This is a genomic window from Acidovorax sp. LjRoot194, assembly GCF_964253015.1.
Classification (GTDB): Bacteria; Pseudomonadota; Gammaproteobacteria; order Burkholderiales; family Burkholderiaceae_C; genus Acidovorax.
On the sequence record NZ_CAXUQB020000001.1, the window covers coordinates 4,736,693 to 4,757,637 of the forward strand.

Below are 20,945 nucleotides of genomic sequence, written 5' to 3' on the forward strand. Positions count from 1 at the left end.
GCTGATTGATGACTAACTGCTGACGCGTCAGGCGATCTTGAACCGGGCCACCGATTGGCGCAGTTCTTCGGCCATGTGCGACAGTTCGCGCACCTGCTGTGCTGTGGTCCGGGTACCTTCACCGGTCTGCTCGGTCACCGCAAAAATGTGCTGGATGTTGTCGGCCACTTCGTTGGCCAGCACGGCTTCGCGGGATGTCGACGACGAGATCTGCTCGATCAGCTCGGCAAGGCGGCGCGACACGCGGTCGATTTCGGTCAGTGCGGTACCGGCGCTGTCGGACAGTCGGGCCCCTTCCACCACACCCTGCGTGGAGCGCTCCATAGCGGCCACGGCATCCTGGGTGTCGGTCTGAATGGCCTTCACCAGCGCCGAGATCTGGCGCGTGGCGTCTGCGGAACGTTCAGCCAGTCGCTGCACTTCTTCTGCCACCACCGAGAAGCCGCGACCGGCTTCACCAGCAGACGCTGCCTGGATGGCGGCGTTCAGAGCCAGCACGTTCGTCTGTTCGGTAATGTCGGAAATCAGCTCGGTGATTTCACCGATCTCCTGCGACGACTCGCCCAGGCGCTTGATCCGCTTGGAGGTGTCCTGGATCTGGTCACGGATGGAGTTCATACCGCCGATGGCGTTCTGCACGGCCTGCAGACCGGAGTCGGCTGCTTGCAGCGACTGGCGGGCCACCGTGGCCGACTCTTGCGCCTGTGTGGACACTTCGTTGATTCGGGTCGCCATGTCCAGAACGGAGCGGCCGGTTTCGCGAATTTCGCGCAGCTGCTCGGTCGAGGCTGCCAGCAGTTCGGTCGACGTGCTGTCCACCTGGGCGGTCGTTTGTGCCACGCGGGTCGCCGTGTTCTGCACGCTGCCCACCAGTTGGCGCAGTTCTTCCACCGTGTAGTTCACCGAGTCGGCAATGGCGCCCGTGATGTCTTCGGTCACGGTAGCTTCCTGGGTCAGGTCACCTTCAGCAACCGACTGCAGTTCGTTCATCAAACGCAAAATGGCGGCCTGGTTGGCATCGTTGACGCGCTTGGCTTCCTGCTCCTGGCGCTTGGCGTCCTTTTGCTGCGATTCGGCAGCGGCCTGGCGGCCCCGGCTGTCCAGCAGCTGCACGCGGGAGATACCCACACCGCAAAGAATCACGAACAGACCGGCGAGAGCCAGGGCTGCCAGCTGACCACCGCCCACACCGGTTTGTGCGGACAGCTTGGACTGCAGGCCTTCCAGCTGGCGGCGCAGGGGTTCGCTGTCGGCAATGATGGCGGACTGCGCTTCACGGGCAGACACCAGACCTTGCAGGTTACCCAGGATGGCGCTGGCTTGGGTGCGGGTTTGTTCGTACAGCTTGATCAGCGATTCGAGTTGCTCGCGGGTCTGGGCGTCCTTCGTGGCGGCCAGGCGCAGTTCAGGGCTGCCATCCAGCAGGCCCTGGGCGATTTCCTTGAACGAGTTCAAGTCCTTGCCCAGCAGGAACACAGCCTCGGGGCTCACGCCTTCCATGGTCTGGAATTCGTTGGCGGACTTGCCGATACGCTGGGTCAACATCACCAGCTGGCCGGCAGCAGAGATTTCAGCGGCGGGCGCGTTCTGCTGGAGTTTGAGCGACGACACCGTTTCGGCGATTTCGAGCAGGTCGGACGACTGGCGGTTGATGGTGCGCAGAGCGTCACCCACCTGCGTCAGGATCTTTTGCTGGCCCATCACCACGCTGGCGTTGCGCTCTGCGCGCTCCATCAGCGGGTTCACCGCATCGAGATCCGGCTTGTAGGGCTCGCCCAGCGATTGCACGCCCAGTTCGTTGTCGCCAGCGTTCAGGCCGCGCACGTTGCGCGCCAGCACGCCCGAGCTTTCCACCACGTCGGGGAAAGCCTGGGGGCTACCCACCAGCGCCTGCGACACCGACTTGGCCAGACGCTGCGACTGCATCAGCGATTGGCCGGTAGCGGCCAGTTGCTGTGCAGAGCGGTCGGCTTGTTGCAGCACCCAGAAGGCAATGGCACCCAGCACCAGCACGCCGACGCCCAGCAGGGCGAGCAGGCGGCGCTGGTGGGCCGCTGCGGTCGCGCGGCCCAGGATGGGCAGGGAAATCAGGTCTTCCTCGACGTCCGGGGCCGAGAGCTCCGGTGCGTAGCCGTCAGGGTCTCCCTGCACGCTGTTCATGGCTTCGGCCTGGTACGCGTCGCGCAGTTGCGCGCCGTCCAGCGAACCCGTGGCCAGAAGGTCCTGCCCATCGTCGGCAGTGCCTGCCGTCGCGCCGTTGTCTGGCGTGGCAGGTTTCCGGTTGAACAGTTTTCCAAATTGATTGACGACGGACATGGTGCAGCCTTACAGAAAAACTCAAGCACTGATGCTCAGGAAAGCGGGATGTTGGGACAGGAGCTGCAGGTTCAGTTCCTGCCAGCGGGTGCCGCTGGAATCGATATAGGTCGTGCCGAAGAATGCGGGTGCATCCTCGCCCGGGGGGTGCGACGACACGAAAGCGTCGGTGCCGCGCAGGCCCGCAAGGCGGTCGACCAGGAGCGCAGCATTGACGTCGAGCGCGGCGTTGAACGCCAGCAGGCTCGACTCGGTCAGTGCCTGCTCGGTGCGCGGCGCCGTGGCACCTAGCAAGCCGGCCAGATCCACCACGCCGACGAGCCCGCCGCGCAGGTTGGCGACCCCCAGAAACCAGCTCTGGGTGTAGGGGACAGGCTGCACGGAGACCCAGGAGAAGATTTCCCCCGACTGTCCGAGCGGCAGCAAATAAAAACTCCCGGCGGACTCTACAGCCAGCCAGGACGATACAGAGGTTCCCTCGACCCGCGCCGCCTGCAGGCGGCTGGCAAGGCGGGTCTGGAGCTCTCGCAGGGCTTCGCGGTTGGCCATGAGCGAGCCGCCGCGTTAGTTGAGCGCGTCGATTTTGGCCTGCAGTTCTGCGGGATCCACTGGCTTGGTGATGTAGCCACGCGCACCTTGGCGCATCCCCCAGACGCGGTCTGTTTCCTGGTTCTTGCTGGTGCACATGATGATGGGCACGTCGGCATACAGCGGGTCACGCGTAATGGCGCGGGTGAGCTGAAAACCGTTCTGGCCGGGCATGACCACGTCCATGAGAATCAGGTCGGGCTTTTCTTCGGCGAGACGGCGAAAAGCTTCATCAGCATTTTCTGCGGTACGCACCTGCATGCCTTTTTTCTGAAGCAGGTCGGTCAAAAACATCAACTCGGTCTTCGAGTCGTCGACGACCAGTACTTTCTGGATGGGCATTACATCGCTCCTTGTTGGGCATTGCCAAATTGCTGCACAGCCTGCAGCAACTGGTCTTTGGTAAACGGTTTGGTGAGATATTCCTGGCAGCCGACCATGCGCCCGCGGGCCTTGTCGAACACGCCGTCCTTCGAGGACAGCATGACTACCGGTGTATCTGCGAAACGGGCGTTGCGCTTGATGATGGCGCAGGTCTGGTACCCGTCGAGCTTGGGCATGAGAATGTCACAGAAAATCAGCTGAGGCTGGTAATCGTTGACCTTCGCCAAAGCATCAAAGCCGTCGTCTGCCAACAAGACTTCGTGCCCCCCCTGCTTGAGAAAAATCTCGGCGCTTCGACGGATGGTGTTGCTGTCATCCACCACGAGCACTTTGAAAGATGCGCCTGTTGTAGTCAATTGTTACTGCTCCCGATGGAAAAATAAACAACGCTGTAGTCCATGATGCTGGGCTAAATCGTCTCAAATCTGAACCATCTCGAAATCTTCCTTGCGTGCGCCACACTCGGGGCAGGTCCAGTTCATGGGGACCTGCTCCCAGGGCGTATTGGGGGCAATGCCGTGCTCGGGAGAACCCTCTGCCTCGTCATATATCCAGCCGCAAATCAAACACATCCAGGTTTTAGAGTCGGTCACAGCTTAAAGGGCCTTCACATAGAATGCAACGATTGTATCTAGTCATCTCAGCGGGCTGCGGCTTCGGGGCCACCCCTTTAGCAGGATCTGGTCCATGACCAACAAAGCATCCCAACCCTCCCCAGAAATCATAGACAGCGAAGATGACGGTTCCGAAGACGCAAGCCCGGCCTGCATCCTCGTCTTCAATGCCAGCGATCCCAGCGGCGCGGGCGGACTGACGGCCGACATCACCACCATTGCCTCGGTAGGCGGCCACCCTATTGCGGTGGTGTGTGGGGCCTACGCCAGGGACACAGCCCAGATCTTCGACCACTTCAGCTTCGAGGACGAGGCCGTGGCCGAGCAGGCCCGCACCGTGCTGGAAGACATGCCCGTGCAGGCCATCAAGGTCGGCTTCGTGGGCAGCCCCGAGAACATCAGCACCATCGCCGAGATCACGACCGACTACGACGAAGTCCCCGTGATCGCCTACATGCCCAACCTGTCCTGGTGGACGGACGAGCAGATCGACGAGTACCTGGATGCCTTCCGAGAATTATTGTTACCGCAGACCTCGGTGTTGGTAGGAAACCACAGCACGCTGTGGCGCTGGCTGCTGCCGGACTGGAGCAGCGAGCGCAGCCCCACGGCGCGCGACATCGCCCGCGCCGCGTCCGAGATGGGCGTGCCCTACACCCTGGTCACCGGCATCCCCCTGCCCGAGCAGTTCGTCGAGAACGTGCTCGCCTCTCCCCAGGCCATCATGGGCAGCGGCAAGTTCGAGCTGTTCGACGCCACCTTCGCCGGCGCGGGCGACACGCTGTCGGCGGCGCTCACCGCGCTGGTGGGCGCCGGCAACGACCTGGGCGAGGCCACGAGCGAGGCGCTGAGCTACCTCGACCGCTGCCTGGACGCCGGCTTTCGCCCTGGCATGGGCCACATCGTGCCCGACCGCATGTTCTGGGCCCAGCCCGACGACGAAGACGATGCGGATGACGACACCCTGATCGACGAAACACAGGCCATCGAAGGCTTTGTGATGCCCCCTCATGACACCAAGCACTGATCTCAATATTCCCCTGTTCGAACGCGCCAAGGCGCTCATCCCCGGCGGCGTGAACTCGCCCGTGCGGGCCTTCAAGGCCGTGGGCGGCACGCCGCGTTTCATCAAGCGGGCCCAAGGCGCGTACTTCTGGGACGCCAACGACCAGCGCTTCATCGACTACATCGGCTCCTGGGGCCCGATGATCCTGGGCCACGGTCACCCGGCCGTGCTCGACGCGGTGCAGAAGGCGGCGCTCGAAGGCTTCAGCTTCGGCGCGCCCACCGAGCGCGAGGTCGAACTGGCCGAGGAGATCCTGGGCCTGGTGCCCTCCATGGAAATGATCCGCCTGGTGAGCTCGGGCACCGAAGCCGGCATGAGCGCCATCCGCCTGGCGCGCGGCGCCACGGGGCGCAGCAAGTTCATCAAGTTCGAAGGCTGCTACCACGGCCATGCCGACTCGCTGCTGGTCAAGGCCGGCTCGGGCCTGGCCACCTTCGGCAACGCCACCAGCGCGGGTGTGCCCCCCGAAGTGGTGCAGCACACCCTGGTGCTCGAATACAACAACGTCGCCCAGCTCGAAGAAGCCTTTGCCCTGCATGGCAAGGAACTGGCCTGCGTGATGATCGAGCCCATCGCGGGCAACATGAACCTGGTGCGCGCGAGCGTCCCGTTCATGAAGCGCTGCCGCGAGCTGTGCACCGAGTACGGCGCGCTGCTGGTGCTCGACGAGGTGATGACCGGCTTTCGCGTGGCGCTGGGCAGTGCGCAGAGCGTGTACGCAAAAGCCATCCCCGGCTTCAAGCCCGACATCACGGTGCTGGGCAAGGTGATCGGCGGCGGCATGCCGCTGGCGGCCTTCGGCGGGCCGCGCGCCATCATGGAGCACCTGGCCCCGCTGGGTGCCGTGTACCAGGCGGGCACGCTGTCTGGCAACCCGGTGGCCACCGCCTGCGGGCTGGCCACGCTGCGCGAGATCAAGAAGCCTGGCTTCTTCGACGCGCTCTCGGCCCGCACCCGCTCGCTGGTCGATGGGCTGTCTGCCGCCGCCGCCGCAGAGGGCGTTCCCTTCAGCGCGGACTGCGAAGGCGGCATGTTCGGCTTCTTCCTGCTGCCCGAGCTACCGCAGAACTACGCCCAGGTGCTCAAGACCGACAACGCGCGCTTCAACACGCTGTTCCACGGCCTGCTGGACCGCGGCGTCTACATCGCGCCAGCGCTGTACGAGGCAGGCTTCGTGAGCTCGGCCCACACGGCCGACGACATCGACGCCACCGTGGCCGCCGCGCGCGAAGTATTCAAGACACTATAAAAATCATAGCTACCAGCGCTGATCCATAGCGCGGTAGCGGCATTTTTTATCGAAATCCTGGCTGCAGCGCCATCACAGCAGCCCGCGCAGCTCGCGCGCGGCTTCCTGCAGCAGCGGCAGCATGTCGCGCTGCAGGCTGCCCTCGTCCACCTGCTTGGGTGACGCCACCACGTTCAGTGCCGCCACCGTGCGGCCCTGCAGGTTGCGCAGCGGCACGGCCAGCGCGTGCACGCCCAGTTCATGCTCCTCCACCGCCAAGCAGCAGTCGTCCCGCCGCGCCCTAGCAATCACCTGCCGCAGCGGCCCGACCTGCGTGATGGTGTGCGGCGTGAGACGCTGCAGGGTGCAGCCCTTGAGCCAGGCCGTCAGCTCCGCCGCAGGCAGCGCCGCCAGCAGCACCCGCCCGGTCGACGTGGGGTGCGCCGGCAGCCGCGCGCCCAGGTGCAGGCCGTAGGCGAGCACACGGGACGGCGCGCCGTACACACCGCTGCGCGCCACGATCACGACCTCGTTGCCGTCCAGCACCACCGCCGAGAACGACTGCTGCGTCTGCGCCGCCAGCCGGTTGAGCGTGGGCTGCAGCACGCGCGGCAGCCGGGCCGACGCGAGATAGCTTCCTGAAAAGCGCAGCACCTTGGGCGCCAGCCAGAAGTAGCTGCCGTCCGTCTCCAGGTAGCCCAGGTGCGCCAGCGTCAGCAGGTGCCGGCGCGCCGCCGCGCGCGTAAGGCCCGTGCGCTGCGCCGCCAGCGTGGCGTTCAGCCGCTGGCGCTCGGTGTCGAAGCTCTCCAGCACCGCCATGCCCTTGGCCATGCCTTCGATGAAGTCCGCCTTGGCGATGGGGGACGCAGTCTGAACGGTGGTCATTGCGCGATGATCGCACAATACATCCGCCCATCGCACGCAACCGCCCAGTCGCCCTGCCCGTTTGACGCAGATCAACCTACGCTTGGCAGCATCTTTTCCCCACGAGGTTGCCCACCCATGCGTACCCAGGTTGCCATCATCGGCGCAGGCCCCGCCGGCCTGCTGCTCGGCCAGTTGCTCTATACGTCCGGCATCGACGCCGTCATCATCGAACAGCGCAGCCCCGACTACGTGCTGGGCCGCATCCGCGCCGGCGTGCTGGAGCAGGTCAGCATGGACCTGCTGGACCAGGCCGGCGTCGGCGCCCGCGCCCATGCCGAAGGGCTGCCGCACGACGGCATCGAGCTGCTGTTCAAGGGAGCCCGCCACCGCATCGACCTGCACGCGCTGACCGGCGGCAGCCGGGTGACGGTGTACGGCCAGACCGAGGTGACCCGCGACCTGATGGACGCCCGCGCCGCCGAAGGCCTGACCACGGTATACGACGCCCAGAACGTGAGCGTGCACGACTTCGACGGCCAGCAGCCGCGCGTGACGTACGAGAAGGACGGCCAGACGCACGAGGTGCTGTGCGACTTCATCGCAGGCTGCGACGGCTACCACGGCGTGTGCCGCGCCAGCGTGCCCGAGGGCGCGCTGCGCACCTACGAGCGCGTCTACCCCTTCGGCTGGCTGGGCGTGCTGGCCGACGTGAAGCCCGTCTCGCACGAGCTGATCTACGCCAACACCGAGCGCGGCTTCGCGCTGTGCAGCATGCGAAGCAACACGCGCAGCCGCTACTACCTGCAGGTGCCATCGACCGACAAGGTGGAGCAGTGGAGCATCGAGCAATTCTGGGCAGAACTGGGCAACCGCCTGGACCCCGAGGCGCGCGAGAACCTGGTCACCGGCCCGGCGCTGGAGATGAGCATCGCACCGCTGCGCAGCTTCGTGGCCGAGCCCATGCGGTTTGGCCGCCTGTTCCTGGCGGGCGACGCGGCCCACATCGTGCCGCCCACCGGTGCCAAGGGCCTGAACCTGGCGGCGAGCGACGTGGGGTACCTGTGGAACGCGCTGTCGGACTATTACCGCGATAAGTCCAGTGCGGGCATCGACACGTATTCGGACCGCTGCCTGCGCCGCGTCTGGCGCGCCGAGCGCTTCTCGTGGTGGTTCACCTCGCTGATGCACCGTTTTCCGGACACGGGCGAGTTCGGGCAGAAGATGCAGGAGGCGGAGCTGGATTACTTGGTGAATTCACGCGCGGCGTCCACGTCGCTGGCGGAGAACTATGTGGGGTTGCCGCTGGATTTTGCGCTGCGTGAGCCCTCGTAATCCGCTCTTCAAGCGTTTGAAGCGGTTTCGATACATGCTTGACGGGGGCGCGGACGTCATGCACCCCCTGCAACGCATCAAGAGCCAATAACGCATCTCAGTCGAGGGGAAAATCCTTGTCTAAGATGCCTTCACAACGCTCGCAATAAAGATACCTAGTTTTGGTTCCAGCCGCCAACGCGCCCCATCCCGTGGCGCCATCCAGAGTGAGTCGATAGGTCTTTCCTTTGTGGGACCGCACAAAACCCTCGGCCGTGCAGTCATCCAGGATCAATGCCCTTTGATAATTGAATGCCGTACTTGGGACAGCATGTTTTATGAAGAATCGCATTTTTCGCTCGGTCAATACCGAATCGACGCAATGATCTTGATTGCCCGATGAATTCGCTCCCGCAGAATTCTTGACAATGTACGTCGCCTTGGAGTCTTTCTGGAGGAGCGGAAAATCGTCCGCCGCGTGGGCAAACGCGGCGACTCCTGCGGCCATCACGGCAAGGGTTGTCGACAACAGTTTTGGCATCACCACTCCGCAGTGGCCGCTTCCGTGACGTTCTTGCGGCTGACGGTGGGGTGCCGAAAGACATCTGCTTTCTCCAAGCTCAAGGTCTGCAGCAGTTCCTCCAGCAGATATTTGAAAGACATCTGTTGTGCGCCCGTCAACGCCTCGTACACCGAATGATCGTTAAAAAACGCTTTTGCTGAACGTCGCTCAGTCCTTTGGGCATTGGTTTGTTAGCCGGCAGGAAAGCTTGGCCCACGATCTCGATCCCGATGGTTTCGGAATTGGACGGATATCTTTCAGGCACTGATTTTTTCATTTCCGCTGCGTGCATTCGGGTGACGCCCATCTTCTTGTATGCCGAATTTTCAGAAGGCGTGCATTTCACTTCAGCAAGGCAACGGGCGCGTATCGGACCAATATGATTGTGCGATACCTGATAGAAGCCGTCTGATATATAACACCCGTTTTCGAAATAAGAAAATGAGCACCATTGGCGCCTGGTTGTTTATAACTAGCCAGTGTGGAATTCTCGGTAGAAGAACCGGTTTGATGGGCAATGATGCCCATCACGGCAGCCATTTTTGAACGCTCGATGGATGTTACCCTGTGAGCAACCACCCTGGAATTTTTGATCACCATCCCGTCAGCACTTAGCTTCAACATAATCCGCCCCGCAATGAACCTATTGATATGCGCGACAGATTTCATTTCAAGGCAAATCTTTCAACAAGGAAATTTTCAAGTTGAAACGTTTTCAGATGTAAGGGCAAATAAAAAGCGGCCGTGAGGCCGCTTTTTACGCAGATATCTTTTTTTGTATAGGTATCAATGGCGGAAGTGGCGCACGCCGCTGAACACCATCGCCACGCCACGCTTATTCGCTGCGTCGATGACTTCGTTGTCGCGCATCGAGCCGCCGGGCTGGATGACGCAGGTGGCGCCTGCGTCCACCACCACATCCAGGCCGTCGCGGAAGGGGAAGAACGCGTCGCTCGCCACCACGGTGCCCTGCAGCGAGAGGTTGGCGTGGCCGGCCTTGATGCTGGCGATGCGGGCGGAGTCCAGGCGGCTCATCTGGCCGGCGCCCACGCCCATGGTCATGCCGCCCTTGCAGAAGACGATGGCGTTGCTCTTGACGTACTTGGCGACCTTCCAGGCGAACAGCAGGTCTTCCAGTTGCTCCAGGGTGGGCTGCTTCTGGGTCACGACCTGCAGGTCGATGAGCGACAGCTCATGGTTGTCGGCGGTCTGCAGCAGCAGGCCCGAGCCGATGCGCTTGGCGTCCATGGCGTTGCGGCCACGCTGCCAGTCGGTCAGGACGTCGGTCTTGGATGCGTGGGGCGGCAGCGCGATCTTGAGCAGGCGGACGTTGGCCTTGGCCTTGAAGACTTCCAATGCCTCGGCCGTGAAGTCGGGGGCCATCAGCACTTCGACGAACTGCTTGCTGATCTGCGCGGCAGCGGCGCCGTCGAGTGTGCGGTTCACGGCGATGATGCCGCCGAATGCGCTGGTGGGGTCGGTCTGGAAGGCCTTGCTGTAGGCATCCAGCGCGTCCAGGCCCACGGCCACGCCGCAGGGGTTGGCGTGCTTGACGATGACGCAGGCAGGCGCCTCAAAGCTCTTGACGCATTCCCACGCGGCATCGGCGTCGGCGATGTTGTTGTACGACAGCTCCTTGCCTTGCACCTGCTCTGCGGTCACCAGCGAGCCGGGTGCGGGGTGCAGGTCGCGGTACAGCGCGGCCTGCTGGTGCGAGTTTTCGCCGTAGCGCAGGTCCTGCACCTTGGTGAAGATGCCGTTGCTCTGGCCGGCGAACTGGGCGCGCGTGGGCACGTAGGTTTCCGACAGCTTGTCTTCTTCGAACGTGACGGACGACAGGTAGTCGCTGATGGCGCCGTCGTACTGGGCGATGCGGTTGAACGCAGCCACCGACAGCGCAAAGCGCAGCTTGTTGGAGAGCTTGCCGCCGGCTTTCAGCTCGGCCAGCACAGCGTCGTACTGGTCGGCCGAGGTGATCACGCCCACGTCGTTCCAGTTCTTGGCGGCGCTGCGCACCATGGCGGGACCGCCGATGTCGATGTTCTCGATGGCGTCGGCCAGCGTGCAGCCGGCCTTGGCCACGGTGGACTCGAAGGGGTACAGGTTGACCACCAGCAGGTCGATGGTGTCGATGCCGTGCTCCTTCAAGGCGGCCATGTGCTCGGGCAGTTCGCGGCGGGCCAGCAGGCCGCCGTGCACCTTGGGGTGCAGCGTCTTCACGCGGCCGTCCAGCATCTCGGGGAACCGGGTGACCTCGGCCACCTCGGTCACGGGCAGGCCGTTGTCGGCCAGCAACTTGGCGGTGCCGCCGGTGGACAGCAGCTTGATGCCCAGCGCGTGCAGGGCCTGGGCAAATTCGACGATGCCGGTCTTGTCGGAGACGGAAAGAAGTGCGTTCATGGCAGTGGTGGTGGGGAGAGTTTGAATAAAAACAGGGTCTACCGCTGGATGGATAAGCGCGAGCAGCTACAAATTTAATAGCAATAGGTTGTGCGGGCCGTCACAGCAGCTTGTGCAGCGACAGTTTCTTGCGCAGGGTGTTGCGGTTCAGGCCCAGCCATTCGGCGGCGCGGGACTGGTTGTTGTCGGCCTGCTGCATCACCACTTCCAGCAGCGGTTTTTCGACCACGCGCACCAGCATGTCGTACATGCCGTCGGGCGTCTCTCCGCCCAGGTCGCGAAAGTAGCCTTGCAGGCTCTCGCGCACGCATTCCTCTATGTGTTTCTTGCTCATGCAGCCATTCCCTCTTGTTCTTCTGAGTCAGCGTCCACGCCGGTGGCGGCGGGCAGCCGGTCCATCTGCTGCCCCAGGGCATCCAGGTGGTCGGCCACGGCCTGCCACTGCGTGGCGCTGTCTTCGATCGTATTGATGTGTTGCCTGAAGGCCTCGCCGCCGGGCAGCGCGCGCAGGTACCAGGCAATGTGCTTGCGCGCACTGCGCACCCCGGTCAGCTCGCCGTACAGGCCGTAGTGGTCTTGCAGGTGGTCCAGCAGCAGGCGCCGCACCTCAGCCACCAACGGCGGCGCCAGGTGTTCACCCGTGGCCAGGAAGTGGCCGACCTCGCGGAAGATCCACGGCCGGCCCTGGGCCGCGCGGCCGATCATGATCGCGTCGGCCCCGGTGGCGGCCAGCACGTCACGCGCCTTTTCGGGCGATGTGATGTCGCCGTTGGCCACCACGGGCACCTTCACCGCGGCCTTGACCGCCGCGATGGTGTCGTACTCCGCATGGCCCTTGTAGCCCTGCTCGCGCGTGCGGCCGTGCACGGTCAGCATCTGGATGCCCACGCCTTCGAACGCGCGGGCGAGCTGCACCGCGTTCTTGTGCTCCTGGCACCAGCCGGTGCGCATCTTCAGCGTGACGGGCACGTTGAAGGGCGCGCAGGCCTCAACCACCGCAGCGGCGATCTCCACCGCCAGGGCCTCGTTCTGCATCAGGGCGGAGCCCGCCCATTTGTTGCAGACCTTCTTGGCGGGGCAGCCCATGTTGATGTCGATGATCTGCGCGCCACGCTCTACGTTGTAGACCGCGGCCTCGGCCATCATCTGCGCCTCGGTGCCGGCGATCTGCACGGCAATCGGCCCGGGCTCCCCGTCATGGTTGGCCCGGCGCGAGGTCTTGAGGCTGTTCCACAAGTCCTTGCGCGAGGTCACCATCTCGCTCACCGCATAGCCCGCGCCCAGCGCCTTGCACAACTGGCGGAACGGCCGGTCCGTGACGCCCGCCATCGGGGCGACGAACAACCGGTTCGCCAAAGGAATGTGGCCAATGTGCATGGGAAGGGTGCGGGAGGGGGCAGCAGCGAATGCTGAAAAAGGAGGCGGGATTGTACCTGCTCAAAATTTCAGCAAATGAAATGTTCCGCCCAGTGAAAAGCGGATGTCTTTGCAGCTGGCGGTAGCCGCACCAAGCCGCGGCAGGCATGGCCTCATCGGCCGGTACGTTTCAACGTCTCGTTGATTCGGCTGCTGCTATCTCAGCTTTTGGCCCGCGCGCCACGCTTTGGCCCGATCAGCGCGATGCGAGATCGGTGTCCGCCGAGGACGCGGGCGCCGCGCCGCGCTGTGCGAAATGCCACCAGGCCGTAGGCAGGTTGTCGAACTGGTGGCGGGCCATCAGGCCGCGCAGCCAATCCCGGTTGTGCTGTACATCGGGCGAAAAGCCCTGTGCCCCGGTCTGCGCACCTGCCAGCTCCACACCGGGCGGGGTGCCCATGTCCACATCGTGCCCGTCGGCCAACGGACCGCGCACCACCTTGCTGGCCTTGACGCCGTCCGTCACCTTCACCTGCACGACCCAGCCGCTGCGGCTCTGAGCCACTTGGCACGACGCGCGAAACGCAAGGCCCTGGGCCTTCAGCTCCTGCGTGATGCCCTGCAGAGCGCTGCGCGAGGCGGCGGTCTCCGCACAGGGCTGGGCAGAGCCCTGACCGGCTGAGGCGCTGGCGGCCCGCGGTTCTGACGATGCCGGCACTGCAGCCTGCGGGCTGTGCACACAGGCCGCCATCAGTAGCGCCGTGGCCACCGACGACCAGCGGGTGCGGGACGACACGGCGGCGCAGCGGCGCCCGGTGCGGACTGCAAACGATGGGATGGTGGACAGGGTGTCTTTGTGCATGGCGGTCTCCTGAGCGGCGCCACCAGAAGAACAGGATTGGCAGCACCGTGTTGCTTCACGATACAAATCGGGCTGTGGCAGGCCCATGCGCAGATGCCGCAGGCCTGCGTAGGACAGCGCCCCCATGCGCAAACCGCCCCATTGGCCGGACCTACACTTCGCCGCTATGGAAATCTGGATGCAACACTGGATGCAGCAACTGCTGGAATGGCTGGCTTTGCCGCAGTTCGGCCTGAGCACCGTCTTCATCGTCTCTTTCATCTCGGCCACGCTGCTGCCGCTGGGCTCGGAGCCCGCGGTGTTCGGCCTCATCAAGATCAACCCCGCAATGTTCTGGCCCGCGATCCTGGTGGCGACGGCAGGCAACACGCTGGGGGGTGGCGTGAGCTGGTGGATGGGTTTTGGCGCCCACAAGGCGGTGGACAAGGCGCGGGGCGGCCACACGGATGTGCGGGCACTGGCCTGGCTGCAGCGGTTCGGCGCCCGGGCGTGCCTGATGAGCTGGCTGCCGGTGGTGGGCGACCCACTGTGCGCGGTGGCCGGCTGGCTCAAGCTGCCGTTCTGGCCCTGCCTGTTCTACATGGCCATCGGCAAATTCATGCGCTACCTGGTCATGACCAGCGTGCTGCTGCACTTCATGCCCGGCAAACTGGGCGGCTGATGCCCGGCGCCGTTTGCGCAGGCCTACAGAAAAGCGTGGGCGCTGGACTCCGACAGCACTGAATCACCCTTGGCCACGGGCTCCTCGACCACCACCTGGTTGCGCCCGCCCTCCTTGGCCATGTACATCGCGGTGTCGGCGCGCGAGAAGAACTCCAGCACCGATTCCCCCAGTACATACTGCGTGACGCCGATGGACACCGTCACGCGGCCCTTGAGCAGCCCGGTCCAGGCGTGCGACTCGACCTGCGCGCGGATGCGCTCGCAGGTGTTGAGCGCCGGAAGCAGCGAGGTCGCGGGGAAGATCAGCAAGAACTCCTCGCCGCCGTAGCGCCCGAACACATCGCCGCCGCGCACGCCCTGCTGCGCGATGCGCGCAAACGTGCGCAGCACCTCGTCGCCGCCCAGGTGGCCCAGCTCGTCGTTGATGCGCTTGAAGCGATCGATGTCCAGCACGGCCAGGCACAGCGGGATGCCGCTTTCGTCGGCCATCTGCTTTTGCTCTTCGAGCGCGGCCAGCACGTAGCGCCGGTTGAAACAGCCCACCAGCGTGTCGCGCTGCGCGTCTTCCTGGATGTTCTTGATCTTGCGGCTGGCGTGGTAGAGGCTGCGGTACAGGCGCTGCACCCGGCCCATGAGCAGGATGAACGCGGGCAGCGCCAACAGCAGGGCCAGACCGTGCAGCGCCTCCAGACGCAGCAGCGCCACATTGCGCTGCTCCAGGTAATGCAGCCCCACCACCCCGGCATACAGCACCATCAGGCAGGCCGACAAGCCCAGCAGCGTGCGGCGCGGCACGGTGAAGGTGCCGTAAGCCACCGCCACGAACGCAAAGGGCGCAAGCAAAATCTGCGTGACGGGTTCCAGGTAGAACAGCACCAGCATGCAGGCCAGCGCCGTGGCCACGATGGCCAGCTTGATATGCCGGTGCCGCAGCTTCTGGTGCAGCGCCGTGGCAAACAAGGCCCAGAAGGCCAGGCAGCACAGCGCTGCCAACACCGCCAGCACCACCAATACCTGCGCCGACACCACGTCCAGCGCGTAGAAACCCACCATCGCCGCCGCGTACAGCCCGATCAGACCGATCGCCTGCTGCCACTGCTGCGCCACGCTGGCCCCGCGCGCGCCCTGTGCGCCCAGTCCGTCCATGGCGCGCCGGGCCGGACGCACCACCGCCGCCGACGAGTCGTCGAACTCCATGACAGCGTCGGACAAGGGAAAGGCATCCGTGGCAGAAAACGGATTCTTGCGTCCAAAAAACATGTGGGAGGACAGGCGAAGCCTGGGTTCGTTCGGGTGGCAACATCTTGCCGGGGTGCGCGGGCCCTTGGCAAGCAGCCTTGGTGCAGGCCCCGCGCATCTTACGCAGAACTGACATCACACCACACGGTGTTTTCCAGTAGCGGGCAGCGCCAGACGCCCACTTTTGAGAAAGATCAACCGATGGGGGGCATGGACCGCCGTCCGCAGCGGCCGCCGCCGCGCACTGCAGCGCGGCGCATCATAGTCGCGCGGGCTCCGCCCTGCGCACCGACCACCAGCCTTCAGCAGAATAGACGCAAAGAGCCGCCCAGATCAGCACAAAACCCACCAATCGCGCAGGCTCGAAGGCCTCATGAAACACCCATACGCCCAGCGCGAACTGCAGGCTGGGCGAGATGTACTGCAGGATGCCCAGCGTGGACATGGGAATGAGACGCGCGCCCGCCGCAAACAGCAGCAACGGCACGGCGGTGAGCGGCCCCGCCACCAGCAGCCAGCCCAGCGTGGCCGCATCACCCTGCACCATCGCTCCCTGCCCTTGCCAGGCCCACCAGCCCAGCACGATGGCGGCCACCGGGGCCAGCATCATCGTCTCGAGCGCCAGACCCTCCAGGGCCCCCAGGGCGGCCACCTTGCGCAGCAGCCCGTACACACCGAAGCTCGACGCCAGCACCAGCGCGATCCAGGGGAGCCGACCCGCCTGCACCGTGAGCCATAGCACCCCCGCTGCCGCCACGGCCACCGCCACCCACTGCCCGGGGCGCGGACGCTCGTGCAGGAAGACATAGCCCAGTGCGACGTTCACCAGCGGCAGGATGAAGTAGCCCAGGCTCGCGTCCACCACATGCTGGTTCTGCACCGCCCACACATAGGTGAGCCAGTTGCCGGACAGCAGCAGCGCCGACAGCGCAAACGCCGCCAGCACGCGGGGCTGGCGCACCACGGCGCCCATCCACGCCCACTGGCGACGCACCAGCAGCACCGCCAGCACGAACACCAGCGACCATAGCGTGCGGTGCATCACCACCTCCAGCGACGGCACATCGGCCACCTGCTTGAAGTACAGCGGGAACAGGCCCCAGGCGACATAGGCCAGCGCGGCGTAGAGGATTCCGGGGTTCATGGTGCTGCCAGGGTGGGTGCGGAATGGGGCCAGTGCCCGTCCCGCCGCAGGGTCGAAAAAAATCCCTGCAGGCCGCCAGGGGCTTGCAGGGAGCGGACCGGGAGCGCCACGCGCCCCCAGGCGGCACCGCCGGAAGGCCGGCGATGCCACAAAGGCCAATCAAACGTTGAAGAGGAAGTTGAGCACGTCGCCGTCCTTGACGATGTACTCCTTGCCTTCCGCGCGCATCTTGCCCACGTCCTTGGCGCCCTGCTCACCCTTGTACTGGATGTAGTCGTCAAACGCGATGGTCTGCGCACGGATAAAGCCGCGCTCGAAGTCGCCGTGGATCACGCCCGCCGCCTGCGGTGCGGTGGCGCCCACAGGCACCGTCCAGGCGCGCACTTCCTTCACGCCGGCCGTGAAGTAGGTCTGCAGCCCCAGCAGGCTGAAGCCCGCGCGGATCAGGCGGTTCAGGCCGGGCTCTTCCAGGCCCATCTCCTGCAGGAACATGTCGCGGTCTTCATCGCCCATCTCGGCCATTTCGGCTTCGATCTTGGCGCAGATGGCCACCACCGGCGCGCCCTGGGCGGCTGCGTATTCCTTCAGGCGATCGAGCAGGGGGTTGTTCTCGAAACCGTCTTCGCTCACGTTGCCGACAAACATGGCGGGCTTGGCCGTGATCAGGCAGAACTGCTTGAGCAGCGGCGCGTCTTCCTTGCTGACGGGGACGCTGCGGGCAGGCTGGCCCTGGTCCAGGGCGGCCTGGATGGGGGTGAGCAGCGCGACGATCTTGGCGGCTTCCTTGTCATTGCCCGACCGGGCGGCCTTGCTGTAACGGTTCAGTGCCTTCTCGACCGTCGTCATGTCTGCCAGGCACAGCTCGGTCTGGATGACTTCGATGTCCGCGATCGGGTCCACGCGGCCGGCCACGTGGATCACGTTCGGGTCTTCGAAGCAGCGCACCACGTTGACGATGGCATCGGTTTCGCGGATGTGGGCCAGGAACTGGTTGCCCAGGCCTTCGCCCTTGGAGGCACCGGCCACCAGACCGGCAATATCCACGAACTCGACGATGGCGGGGACCACGCGCTCGGGCGAGACGACCTCAGCGAGCTTCTGCAGGCGAGGGTCGGGCACTTCCACGACGCCCGTGTTGGGCTCGATGGTGCAGAAGGGATAGTTCTCGGCGGCGATGCCGGCCTTGGTCAGCGCGTTGAAGAGAGTGGACTTGCCCACATTGGGCAGACCCACGATGCCGCATTGGAGGCTCATGGCAGGGCTTTCTGGAATTCGGAGACAAACCGCTTATTTTACGGCGCGCGAGGCATGCCCCTCCGAGAGAGACCGTTCACGCCTCAGTCAAACCGCAGATCGGCCGCCACCCGCTGTCCCACGCGCAGCATCTGGCCGGCCCCCTGGCGCACGATGGCGTTCATGCCGAAGGTGATGGCACCGTTCAGGCGCCGGTCCGCGCGGTACGCGCGCAGCGTGGTGCCCACCTCGGGGCTGCTCTCGGCGGTGGCCGGGTCGATGTCGGGGATAGGACAGCGTGCGCAGGGCTTGACGGCCTGCAGATGGATCTCGCCTTCGGCTCCGCCGTCCACCCGCACCATGTCCACCCGGTCTTCGTCGTGAGAGTCCACACCGCCCAGCACCACGTTGGGCCGAAAGCGTTCGATGCCGACGGCGCCGTGGCCAGCCGCCGTGAGTCGGTCGTTCAGCTCCTGCATCGAGGCCTCGCTCGCCACCAGCACCGGAAACCCGTCGGAGAACTGGTTGGGCGCCTCGATGCCGCCCGTCCAGTCCATGCTGGACAGGCGCCGGTAATCGGGGTCGAAGCGCACCAGCCGGCAGGGCTGGCCCAGAAAGTCGGTGAACCACTGGGCGGCCACCGCGCCCATGTCCCAGGCGGGCACCGTGTCGCGCCAGACCGTGACCGTGGCCGGGGCCTCCACCGCGTCGATGGCCACGTGCAGGGCCAGCATGCCGGGTGCCCGCAGCACCATCTCTTCGGTCTTGAGCTGCGGGCGAATCAGGGCCATGCGCGGCAGCGCGCGCTGGGTCAGGAAGGCACCGTGCGCGTCCACCACCATCCAGGCGCGGTCCAGGTCCAGGCCCGTCTCGGTGAGCAGCGCCTCCCGCACCTCGATGCCCGCGCACGACTTGACGGGGTAGACGAACAGGCGCGCGATGGTGCCGGACAGATCGGAATCGGGATTGAAACTCACGCCAGCGCGCTCCTGAAAAATGGGCCATCGATACAAAAAAGGGGCTCTCCGCCCGCAATTTTGCACTGCGCCCAGGCGCCCGGGACGGCTCCTACAATGCCTCTCATGGCCCAAACCTTTGATATTTGTATTCGCGGCACCGGCGTGGTGGGCAGCACGCTCGCCCTGTTGCTGGCGCGGGACCGTTTGAAAGTGGCGCTGCTGCCCGCCTCAGGCCCCAAAAATCCTGCAGCCACCGACGTGCGGGCCTATGCCCTGAACATCGCCTCCCGCCAGTTGCTGCAATCCCTGCGCAGCTGGCCAGACGATGCACATGCCACGGCCGTGCGCCAGATGCAGGTGCAGGGCGACCAGGACGGCGCGGTGCAATTCGATGCGGCGGCCCAGGGCGTGGATGCCCTGGCCTGGATCGTCGACGTGCCGGCCCTGGAATCGGGCCTGGCCCAGGCCGTGCGGTACCAACCCCATGTAGAAGTGGTGGACGCGCCGGTGCCTGCCGCACTCACCGTTGTGTGCGAGGGCCGGGCCAGCAGCACCCGGGACGAGTTCGGGGTGAACTTTCAGGTCACGCCCTATGCCCAGCACGCCATCGCCACCCGGCTGCAGTGCGAACGCCCCCATGGGCAGGTGGCCCGCCAGTGGTTCTTGCCCGACGGCATCCTGGCTTTTTTGCCTTTGGGCGGGCCTGACGGGAACTCCGTGGCCGTTGTGTGGTCCGTCTTGCAGGAGCAGGTGGCGCCGCTCCTGGCTTTGCCACCGCAGGAATTTGCGCGACGGCTGCAATCGGCCAGCCACGACGCACTGGGCGCGTTGCAACTCAGCGCGGAGCGGGCCGCCTGGCCTTTGCAATGGGCGAAGGCTGACCGCTGGAGCGGCCCCATGCCATCGGCACCAGGCACTGCAATGCGCAGCTGGGCCCTGGCCGGCGATGCCGCCCACAACGTGCACCCGCTGGCAGGACAGGGCTTGAACCTGGGGCTGGCAGATGCACAGGCACTGGCCCGTGTGCTGCACGAGCGGGACTACTGGCGCAGCGTGGGCGATGTGCGGTTGCTGCGGCGCTATGAACGCGAGCGCAAGGCCGCCCTGCTGCCCATGGGCGTGGCCACCGACGGACTGCAGCAGCTGTTTGCGCGGCCCGAGGGGCCGATACAGGCACTGCGCAACTGGGGCATGAAGGGCTTCGAGAGAAGCGGCCCACTGAAGGATTTTGTGGCCCGACAGGCCATGGGAATTTGATTGACGACGACACTGCGGCGGCCCCTGGTGGCTTCCGCGCCTTGAACCCGAGAACACCATGACATTGCTTCCCATCCTGATCACGGCCATTGGCCTCCTCGCCAGCACCGCAGCCTCTGCCCAGGAGGCCGATATCCGCAAGGCCCTGGCCGAACGCATTCCGCAGATGGACAAGGTCGACGAGGTTCGCCCCACGCCCATGAAGGGGCTGTACGAAGTGCGCATCGGCACTGACCTGTTCTACACCGATGCCAAGGGCGACTACGTGATCCAGGGCGAACTGATCGACACCAAGGCACGCCGCAACCTGACCGAAGACCGCAGCGCCAAGCTCTCTGCGGTGGACTTCTCGGCGTTGCCATTGAAGGACGCCTTCACCATCGTGCGCGGCGACGGCAAGCGCAAGGTGGCCGTGTTCGAAGACCCCAACTGCGGCTACTGCAAGCGCTTCGAGCGCGACCTGCAGAATGTGGACAACGTGACCGTCTACCTGTTCCTGTACCCCATCCTGAGCCCCGACTCGGCAGAAAAATCGCGCAACATCTGGTGCGCCAAGGACAAGGTGGCCGCCTGGCAAGACCAGATGGTGCGCGACAAGCCCGCTCCAGCCGCCAGTTGCGACACCAGCGCCCTGCAGCGCAACCTGGCCTTCGGCCGCAAGCACAAGATCACCGGTACCCCCACGTTGATCTTTGCCAATGGCACACGGGTCCCCGGAGCCATCGGCGCGCAGGAAGTCGAAAAGCGCCTGGCCGAGGCCAGCAGCGAAACCACCCGGGCCAACTGAGCCGCATCCATTGAGCCGCACGAACTGAACCGCACTGTGGGAACGCGTTGACGTTCCCTGAGCCTGCCAGCAGGGCCCGGCGCTGCTGGCTACCACGCCAGAACCCACC

The 20,945-nt window shown here is 64.9% G+C and carries 23 protein-coding genes; 6 read left to right on the forward strand and 17 right to left on the reverse strand.

The window, feature by feature from the left end:
- Window positions 1–27: 27 nt before the first annotated feature.
- The 5 genes from ACSQ3N_RS21485 to ACSQ3N_RS21505 form a co-directional block, all read right to left on the reverse strand.
- Window positions 28–2,316: a methyl-accepting chemotaxis protein gene (locus ACSQ3N_RS21485; protein WP_056167502.1), complete on the reverse strand. Its 2,289-nt coding sequence runs from the start codon at window positions 2,314–2,316 to the stop codon at window positions 28–30.
- A gap of 21 nt (window positions 2,317–2,337) precedes the next feature.
- Window positions 2,338–2,865 (reverse strand): chemotaxis protein CheW, encoded by a 528-nt coding sequence (locus ACSQ3N_RS21490; protein ID WP_056167501.1) that lies wholly within the window; start codon window positions 2,863–2,865, stop codon window positions 2,338–2,340.
- Between the two features lie 15 nt (window positions 2,866–2,880).
- Window positions 2,881–3,246, reverse strand: coding sequence for a response regulator (locus ACSQ3N_RS21495; protein ID WP_010459520.1), 366 nt, complete (start codon window positions 3,244–3,246; stop codon window positions 2,881–2,883).
- Complete coding sequence (locus ACSQ3N_RS21500) at window positions 3,246–3,644, reverse strand: response regulator (RefSeq protein WP_034692846.1); 399 nt, start codon at window positions 3,642–3,644, stop codon at window positions 3,246–3,248. Before ACSQ3N_RS21500 ends, ACSQ3N_RS21495 begins: the two co-directional genes overlap by 1 nt.
- A 63-nt stretch (window positions 3,645–3,707) precedes the next feature.
- A complete protein-coding gene (locus ACSQ3N_RS21505) occupies window positions 3,708–3,881 on the reverse strand; it encodes a rubredoxin (protein ID WP_082516905.1) in 174 nt (57 codons plus the stop codon).
- A 94-nt stretch (window positions 3,882–3,975) separates the two neighbouring features.
- On the opposite strand from ACSQ3N_RS21505, the gene thiD reads away from it, so the two are divergent.
- Together thiD and hemL are read left to right on the forward strand one after the other, a co-directional pair.
- Entirely contained in the window at window positions 3,976–4,929 is a 954-nt protein-coding gene (gene thiD, locus ACSQ3N_RS21510) for a bifunctional hydroxymethylpyrimidine kinase/phosphomethylpyrimidine kinase (RefSeq protein ID WP_056167495.1), read from the forward strand.
- The gene (gene hemL, locus ACSQ3N_RS21515) at window positions 4,913–6,217 is read left to right on the forward strand and encodes a glutamate-1-semialdehyde 2,1-aminomutase (protein ID WP_056167494.1); all 1,305 of its coding nucleotides are present in this window, start codon (window positions 4,913–4,915) and stop codon (window positions 6,215–6,217) included. Before thiD ends, hemL begins: the two co-directional genes overlap by 17 nt.
- Before the next feature lie 72 nt (window positions 6,218–6,289).
- Here the strand turns inward: hemL and ACSQ3N_RS21520 are convergent, their stop codons facing one another.
- Window positions 6,290–7,081: an IclR family transcriptional regulator domain-containing protein gene (locus tag ACSQ3N_RS21520; RefSeq protein WP_056167490.1), complete on the reverse strand. Its 792-nt coding sequence runs from the start codon at window positions 7,079–7,081 to the stop codon at window positions 6,290–6,292.
- A 117-nt stretch (window positions 7,082–7,198) separates the two neighbouring features.
- Here ACSQ3N_RS21520 and pobA point away from each other — a divergent pair, with 117 nt between their 5' ends.
- A complete protein-coding gene (gene pobA / locus ACSQ3N_RS21525) occupies window positions 7,199–8,395 on the forward strand; it encodes a 4-hydroxybenzoate 3-monooxygenase (RefSeq protein ID WP_056167487.1) in 1,197 nt (398 codons plus the stop codon).
- Between the two features lie 97 nt (window positions 8,396–8,492).
- Here the strand turns inward: pobA and ACSQ3N_RS21530 are convergent, their stop codons facing one another.
- The 7 genes from ACSQ3N_RS21530 to ACSQ3N_RS21560 form a co-directional block, all read right to left on the reverse strand.
- On the reverse strand, window positions 8,493–8,915 hold the full coding sequence (locus ACSQ3N_RS21530) for a hypothetical protein (RefSeq protein WP_156372064.1): 423 nt from the start codon (window positions 8,913–8,915) through the stop codon (window positions 8,493–8,495).
- A complete protein-coding gene (locus ACSQ3N_RS21535; protein WP_436147408.1) occupies window positions 8,915–9,037 on the reverse strand; it encodes a hypothetical protein in 123 nt (40 codons plus the stop codon). Before ACSQ3N_RS21535 ends, ACSQ3N_RS21530 begins: the two co-directional genes overlap by 1 nt.
- A gap of 241 nt (window positions 9,038–9,278) precedes the next feature.
- Window positions 9,279–9,605, reverse strand: a complete 327-nt coding sequence (locus ACSQ3N_RS21540; RefSeq protein WP_156372062.1) for a peptidoglycan recognition protein family protein — start codon at window positions 9,603–9,605, stop codon at window positions 9,279–9,281.
- 117 nt (window positions 9,606–9,722) lie between these two features.
- Window positions 9,723–11,336: a bifunctional phosphoribosylaminoimidazolecarboxamide formyltransferase/IMP cyclohydrolase gene (purH, locus tag ACSQ3N_RS21545; RefSeq protein WP_436147409.1), complete on the reverse strand. Its 1,614-nt coding sequence runs from the start codon at window positions 11,334–11,336 to the stop codon at window positions 9,723–9,725.
- A gap of 100 nt (window positions 11,337–11,436) precedes the next feature.
- Window positions 11,437–11,670 carry a Fis family transcriptional regulator gene (locus ACSQ3N_RS21550; protein ID WP_056167477.1) on the reverse strand — a complete coding sequence of 78 codons (234 nt, stop codon included), beginning with the start codon at window positions 11,668–11,670 and terminating at the stop codon, window positions 11,437–11,439.
- Window positions 11,667–12,713, reverse strand: coding sequence for a tRNA dihydrouridine synthase DusB (gene dusB / locus ACSQ3N_RS21555; RefSeq protein ID WP_056167474.1), 1,047 nt, complete (start codon window positions 12,711–12,713; stop codon window positions 11,667–11,669). The genes ACSQ3N_RS21550 and dusB overlap by 4 nt, the downstream gene beginning before the upstream one ends.
- A 235-nt stretch (window positions 12,714–12,948) precedes the next feature.
- Complete coding sequence (locus ACSQ3N_RS21560; RefSeq protein WP_056167471.1) at window positions 12,949–13,554, reverse strand: M15 family metallopeptidase; 606 nt, start codon at window positions 13,552–13,554, stop codon at window positions 12,949–12,951.
- A gap of 190 nt (window positions 13,555–13,744) precedes the next feature.
- Here ACSQ3N_RS21560 and ACSQ3N_RS21565 point away from each other — a divergent pair, with 190 nt between their 5' ends.
- Complete coding sequence (locus ACSQ3N_RS21565; RefSeq protein ID WP_200926912.1) at window positions 13,745–14,215, forward strand: YqaA family protein; 471 nt, start codon at window positions 13,745–13,747, stop codon at window positions 14,213–14,215.
- 23 nt (window positions 14,216–14,238) lie between these two features.
- On the opposite strand, the gene ACSQ3N_RS21570 is transcribed toward ACSQ3N_RS21565, so the two are convergent.
- The 4 genes from ACSQ3N_RS21570 to ACSQ3N_RS21585 all read right to left on the reverse strand — a co-directional run bounded on the left by ACSQ3N_RS21570 (window position 14,239) and on the right by ACSQ3N_RS21585 (window position 18,810).
- The gene (locus ACSQ3N_RS21570; RefSeq protein ID WP_235507363.1) at window positions 14,239–15,429 is read right to left on the reverse strand and encodes a GGDEF domain-containing protein; all 1,191 of its coding nucleotides are present in this window, start codon (window positions 15,427–15,429) and stop codon (window positions 14,239–14,241) included.
- A 286-nt stretch (window positions 15,430–15,715) separates the two neighbouring features.
- The gene (rarD, locus tag ACSQ3N_RS21575) at window positions 15,716–16,600 is read right to left on the reverse strand and encodes an EamA family transporter RarD (protein WP_056167461.1); all 885 of its coding nucleotides are present in this window, start codon (window positions 16,598–16,600) and stop codon (window positions 15,716–15,718) included.
- Between the two features lie 159 nt (window positions 16,601–16,759).
- A complete protein-coding gene (gene ychF / locus ACSQ3N_RS21580; protein WP_056167457.1) occupies window positions 16,760–17,854 on the reverse strand; it encodes a redox-regulated ATPase YchF in 1,095 nt (364 codons plus the stop codon).
- A gap of 83 nt (window positions 17,855–17,937) precedes the next feature.
- Window positions 17,938–18,810 carry an MOSC domain-containing protein gene (locus tag ACSQ3N_RS21585; protein WP_436147410.1) on the reverse strand — a complete coding sequence of 291 codons (873 nt, stop codon included), beginning with the start codon at window positions 18,808–18,810 and terminating at the stop codon, window positions 17,938–17,940.
- A 105-nt stretch (window positions 18,811–18,915) separates the two neighbouring features.
- Between ACSQ3N_RS21585 and ACSQ3N_RS21590 the strand changes: the two genes are divergently transcribed.
- Together ACSQ3N_RS21590 and ACSQ3N_RS21595 are read left to right on the forward strand one after the other, a co-directional pair.
- A complete protein-coding gene (locus ACSQ3N_RS21590; RefSeq protein WP_200926899.1) occupies window positions 18,916–20,049 on the forward strand; it encodes an FAD-dependent monooxygenase in 1,134 nt (377 codons plus the stop codon).
- 58 nt (window positions 20,050–20,107) lie between these two features.
- Window positions 20,108–20,836 carry a DsbC family protein gene (locus ACSQ3N_RS21595; RefSeq protein WP_056167448.1) on the forward strand — a complete coding sequence of 243 codons (729 nt, stop codon included), beginning with the start codon at window positions 20,108–20,110 and terminating at the stop codon, window positions 20,834–20,836.
- Window positions 20,837–20,945: the final 109 nt, after the last annotated feature.

Excerpts from the sequence above, each read along its gene's own strand:
- ACSQ3N_RS21590 (WP_200926899.1), top strand. The coding sequence starts at position 18,916 with ATGGCCCAAACCTTTGATATTTGTATTCGCGGCACCGGCGTGGTGGGC.
- ACSQ3N_RS21485 (WP_056167502.1), bottom strand. The coding sequence starts at position 2,316 with ATGTCCGTCGTCAATCAATTTGGAAAACTGTTCAACCGGAAACCTGCC.
- ACSQ3N_RS21520 (WP_056167490.1), bottom strand. The coding sequence starts at position 7,081 with ATGACCACCGTTCAGACTGCGTCCCCCATCGCCAAGGCGGACTTCATC.
- rarD (WP_056167461.1), bottom strand. The coding sequence starts at position 16,600 with ATGAACCCCGGAATCCTCTACGCCGCGCTGGCCTATGTCGCCTGGGGC.
- ACSQ3N_RS21530 (WP_156372064.1), bottom strand. The coding sequence starts at position 8,915 with ATGCCAAAACTGTTGTCGACAACCCTTGCCGTGATGGCCGCAGGAGTC.
- ACSQ3N_RS21565 (WP_200926912.1), top strand. The coding sequence starts at position 13,745 with ATGCAGCAACTGCTGGAATGGCTGGCTTTGCCGCAGTTCGGCCTGAGC.
- ACSQ3N_RS21495 (WP_010459520.1), bottom strand. The coding sequence starts at position 3,246 with ATGCCCATCCAGAAAGTACTGGTCGTCGACGACTCGAAGACCGAGTTG.
- purH (WP_436147409.1), bottom strand. The coding sequence starts at position 11,336 with ATGAACGCACTTCTTTCCGTCTCCGACAAGACCGGCATCGTCGAATTT.
- ACSQ3N_RS21550 (WP_056167477.1), bottom strand. The coding sequence starts at position 11,670 with ATGAGCAAGAAACACATAGAGGAATGCGTGCGCGAGAGCCTGCAAGGC.
- ACSQ3N_RS21535 (WP_436147408.1), bottom strand. The coding sequence starts at position 9,037 with ATGTCTTTCAAATATCTGCTGGAGGAACTGCTGCAGACCTTGAGCTTG.
- thiD (WP_056167495.1), top strand. The coding sequence starts at position 3,976 with ATGACCAACAAAGCATCCCAACCCTCCCCAGAAATCATAGACAGCGAA.
- hemL (WP_056167494.1), top strand. The coding sequence starts at position 4,913 with ATGACACCAAGCACTGATCTCAATATTCCCCTGTTCGAACGCGCCAAG.
- ACSQ3N_RS21560 (WP_056167471.1), bottom strand. The coding sequence starts at position 13,554 with ATGCACAAAGACACCCTGTCCACCATCCCATCGTTTGCAGTCCGCACC.
- ACSQ3N_RS21540 (WP_156372062.1), bottom strand. The coding sequence starts at position 9,605 with ATGAAATCTGTCGCGCATATCAATAGGTTCATTGCGGGGCGGATTATG.
- ACSQ3N_RS21595 (WP_056167448.1), top strand. The coding sequence starts at position 20,108 with ATGACATTGCTTCCCATCCTGATCACGGCCATTGGCCTCCTCGCCAGC.
- pobA (WP_056167487.1), top strand. The coding sequence starts at position 7,199 with ATGCGTACCCAGGTTGCCATCATCGGCGCAGGCCCCGCCGGCCTGCTG.
- dusB (WP_056167474.1), bottom strand. The coding sequence starts at position 12,713 with ATGCACATTGGCCACATTCCTTTGGCGAACCGGTTGTTCGTCGCCCCG.
- ychF (WP_056167457.1), bottom strand. The coding sequence starts at position 17,854 with ATGAGCCTCCAATGCGGCATCGTGGGTCTGCCCAATGTGGGCAAGTCC.
- ACSQ3N_RS21490 (WP_056167501.1), bottom strand. The coding sequence starts at position 2,865 with ATGGCCAACCGCGAAGCCCTGCGAGAGCTCCAGACCCGCCTTGCCAGC.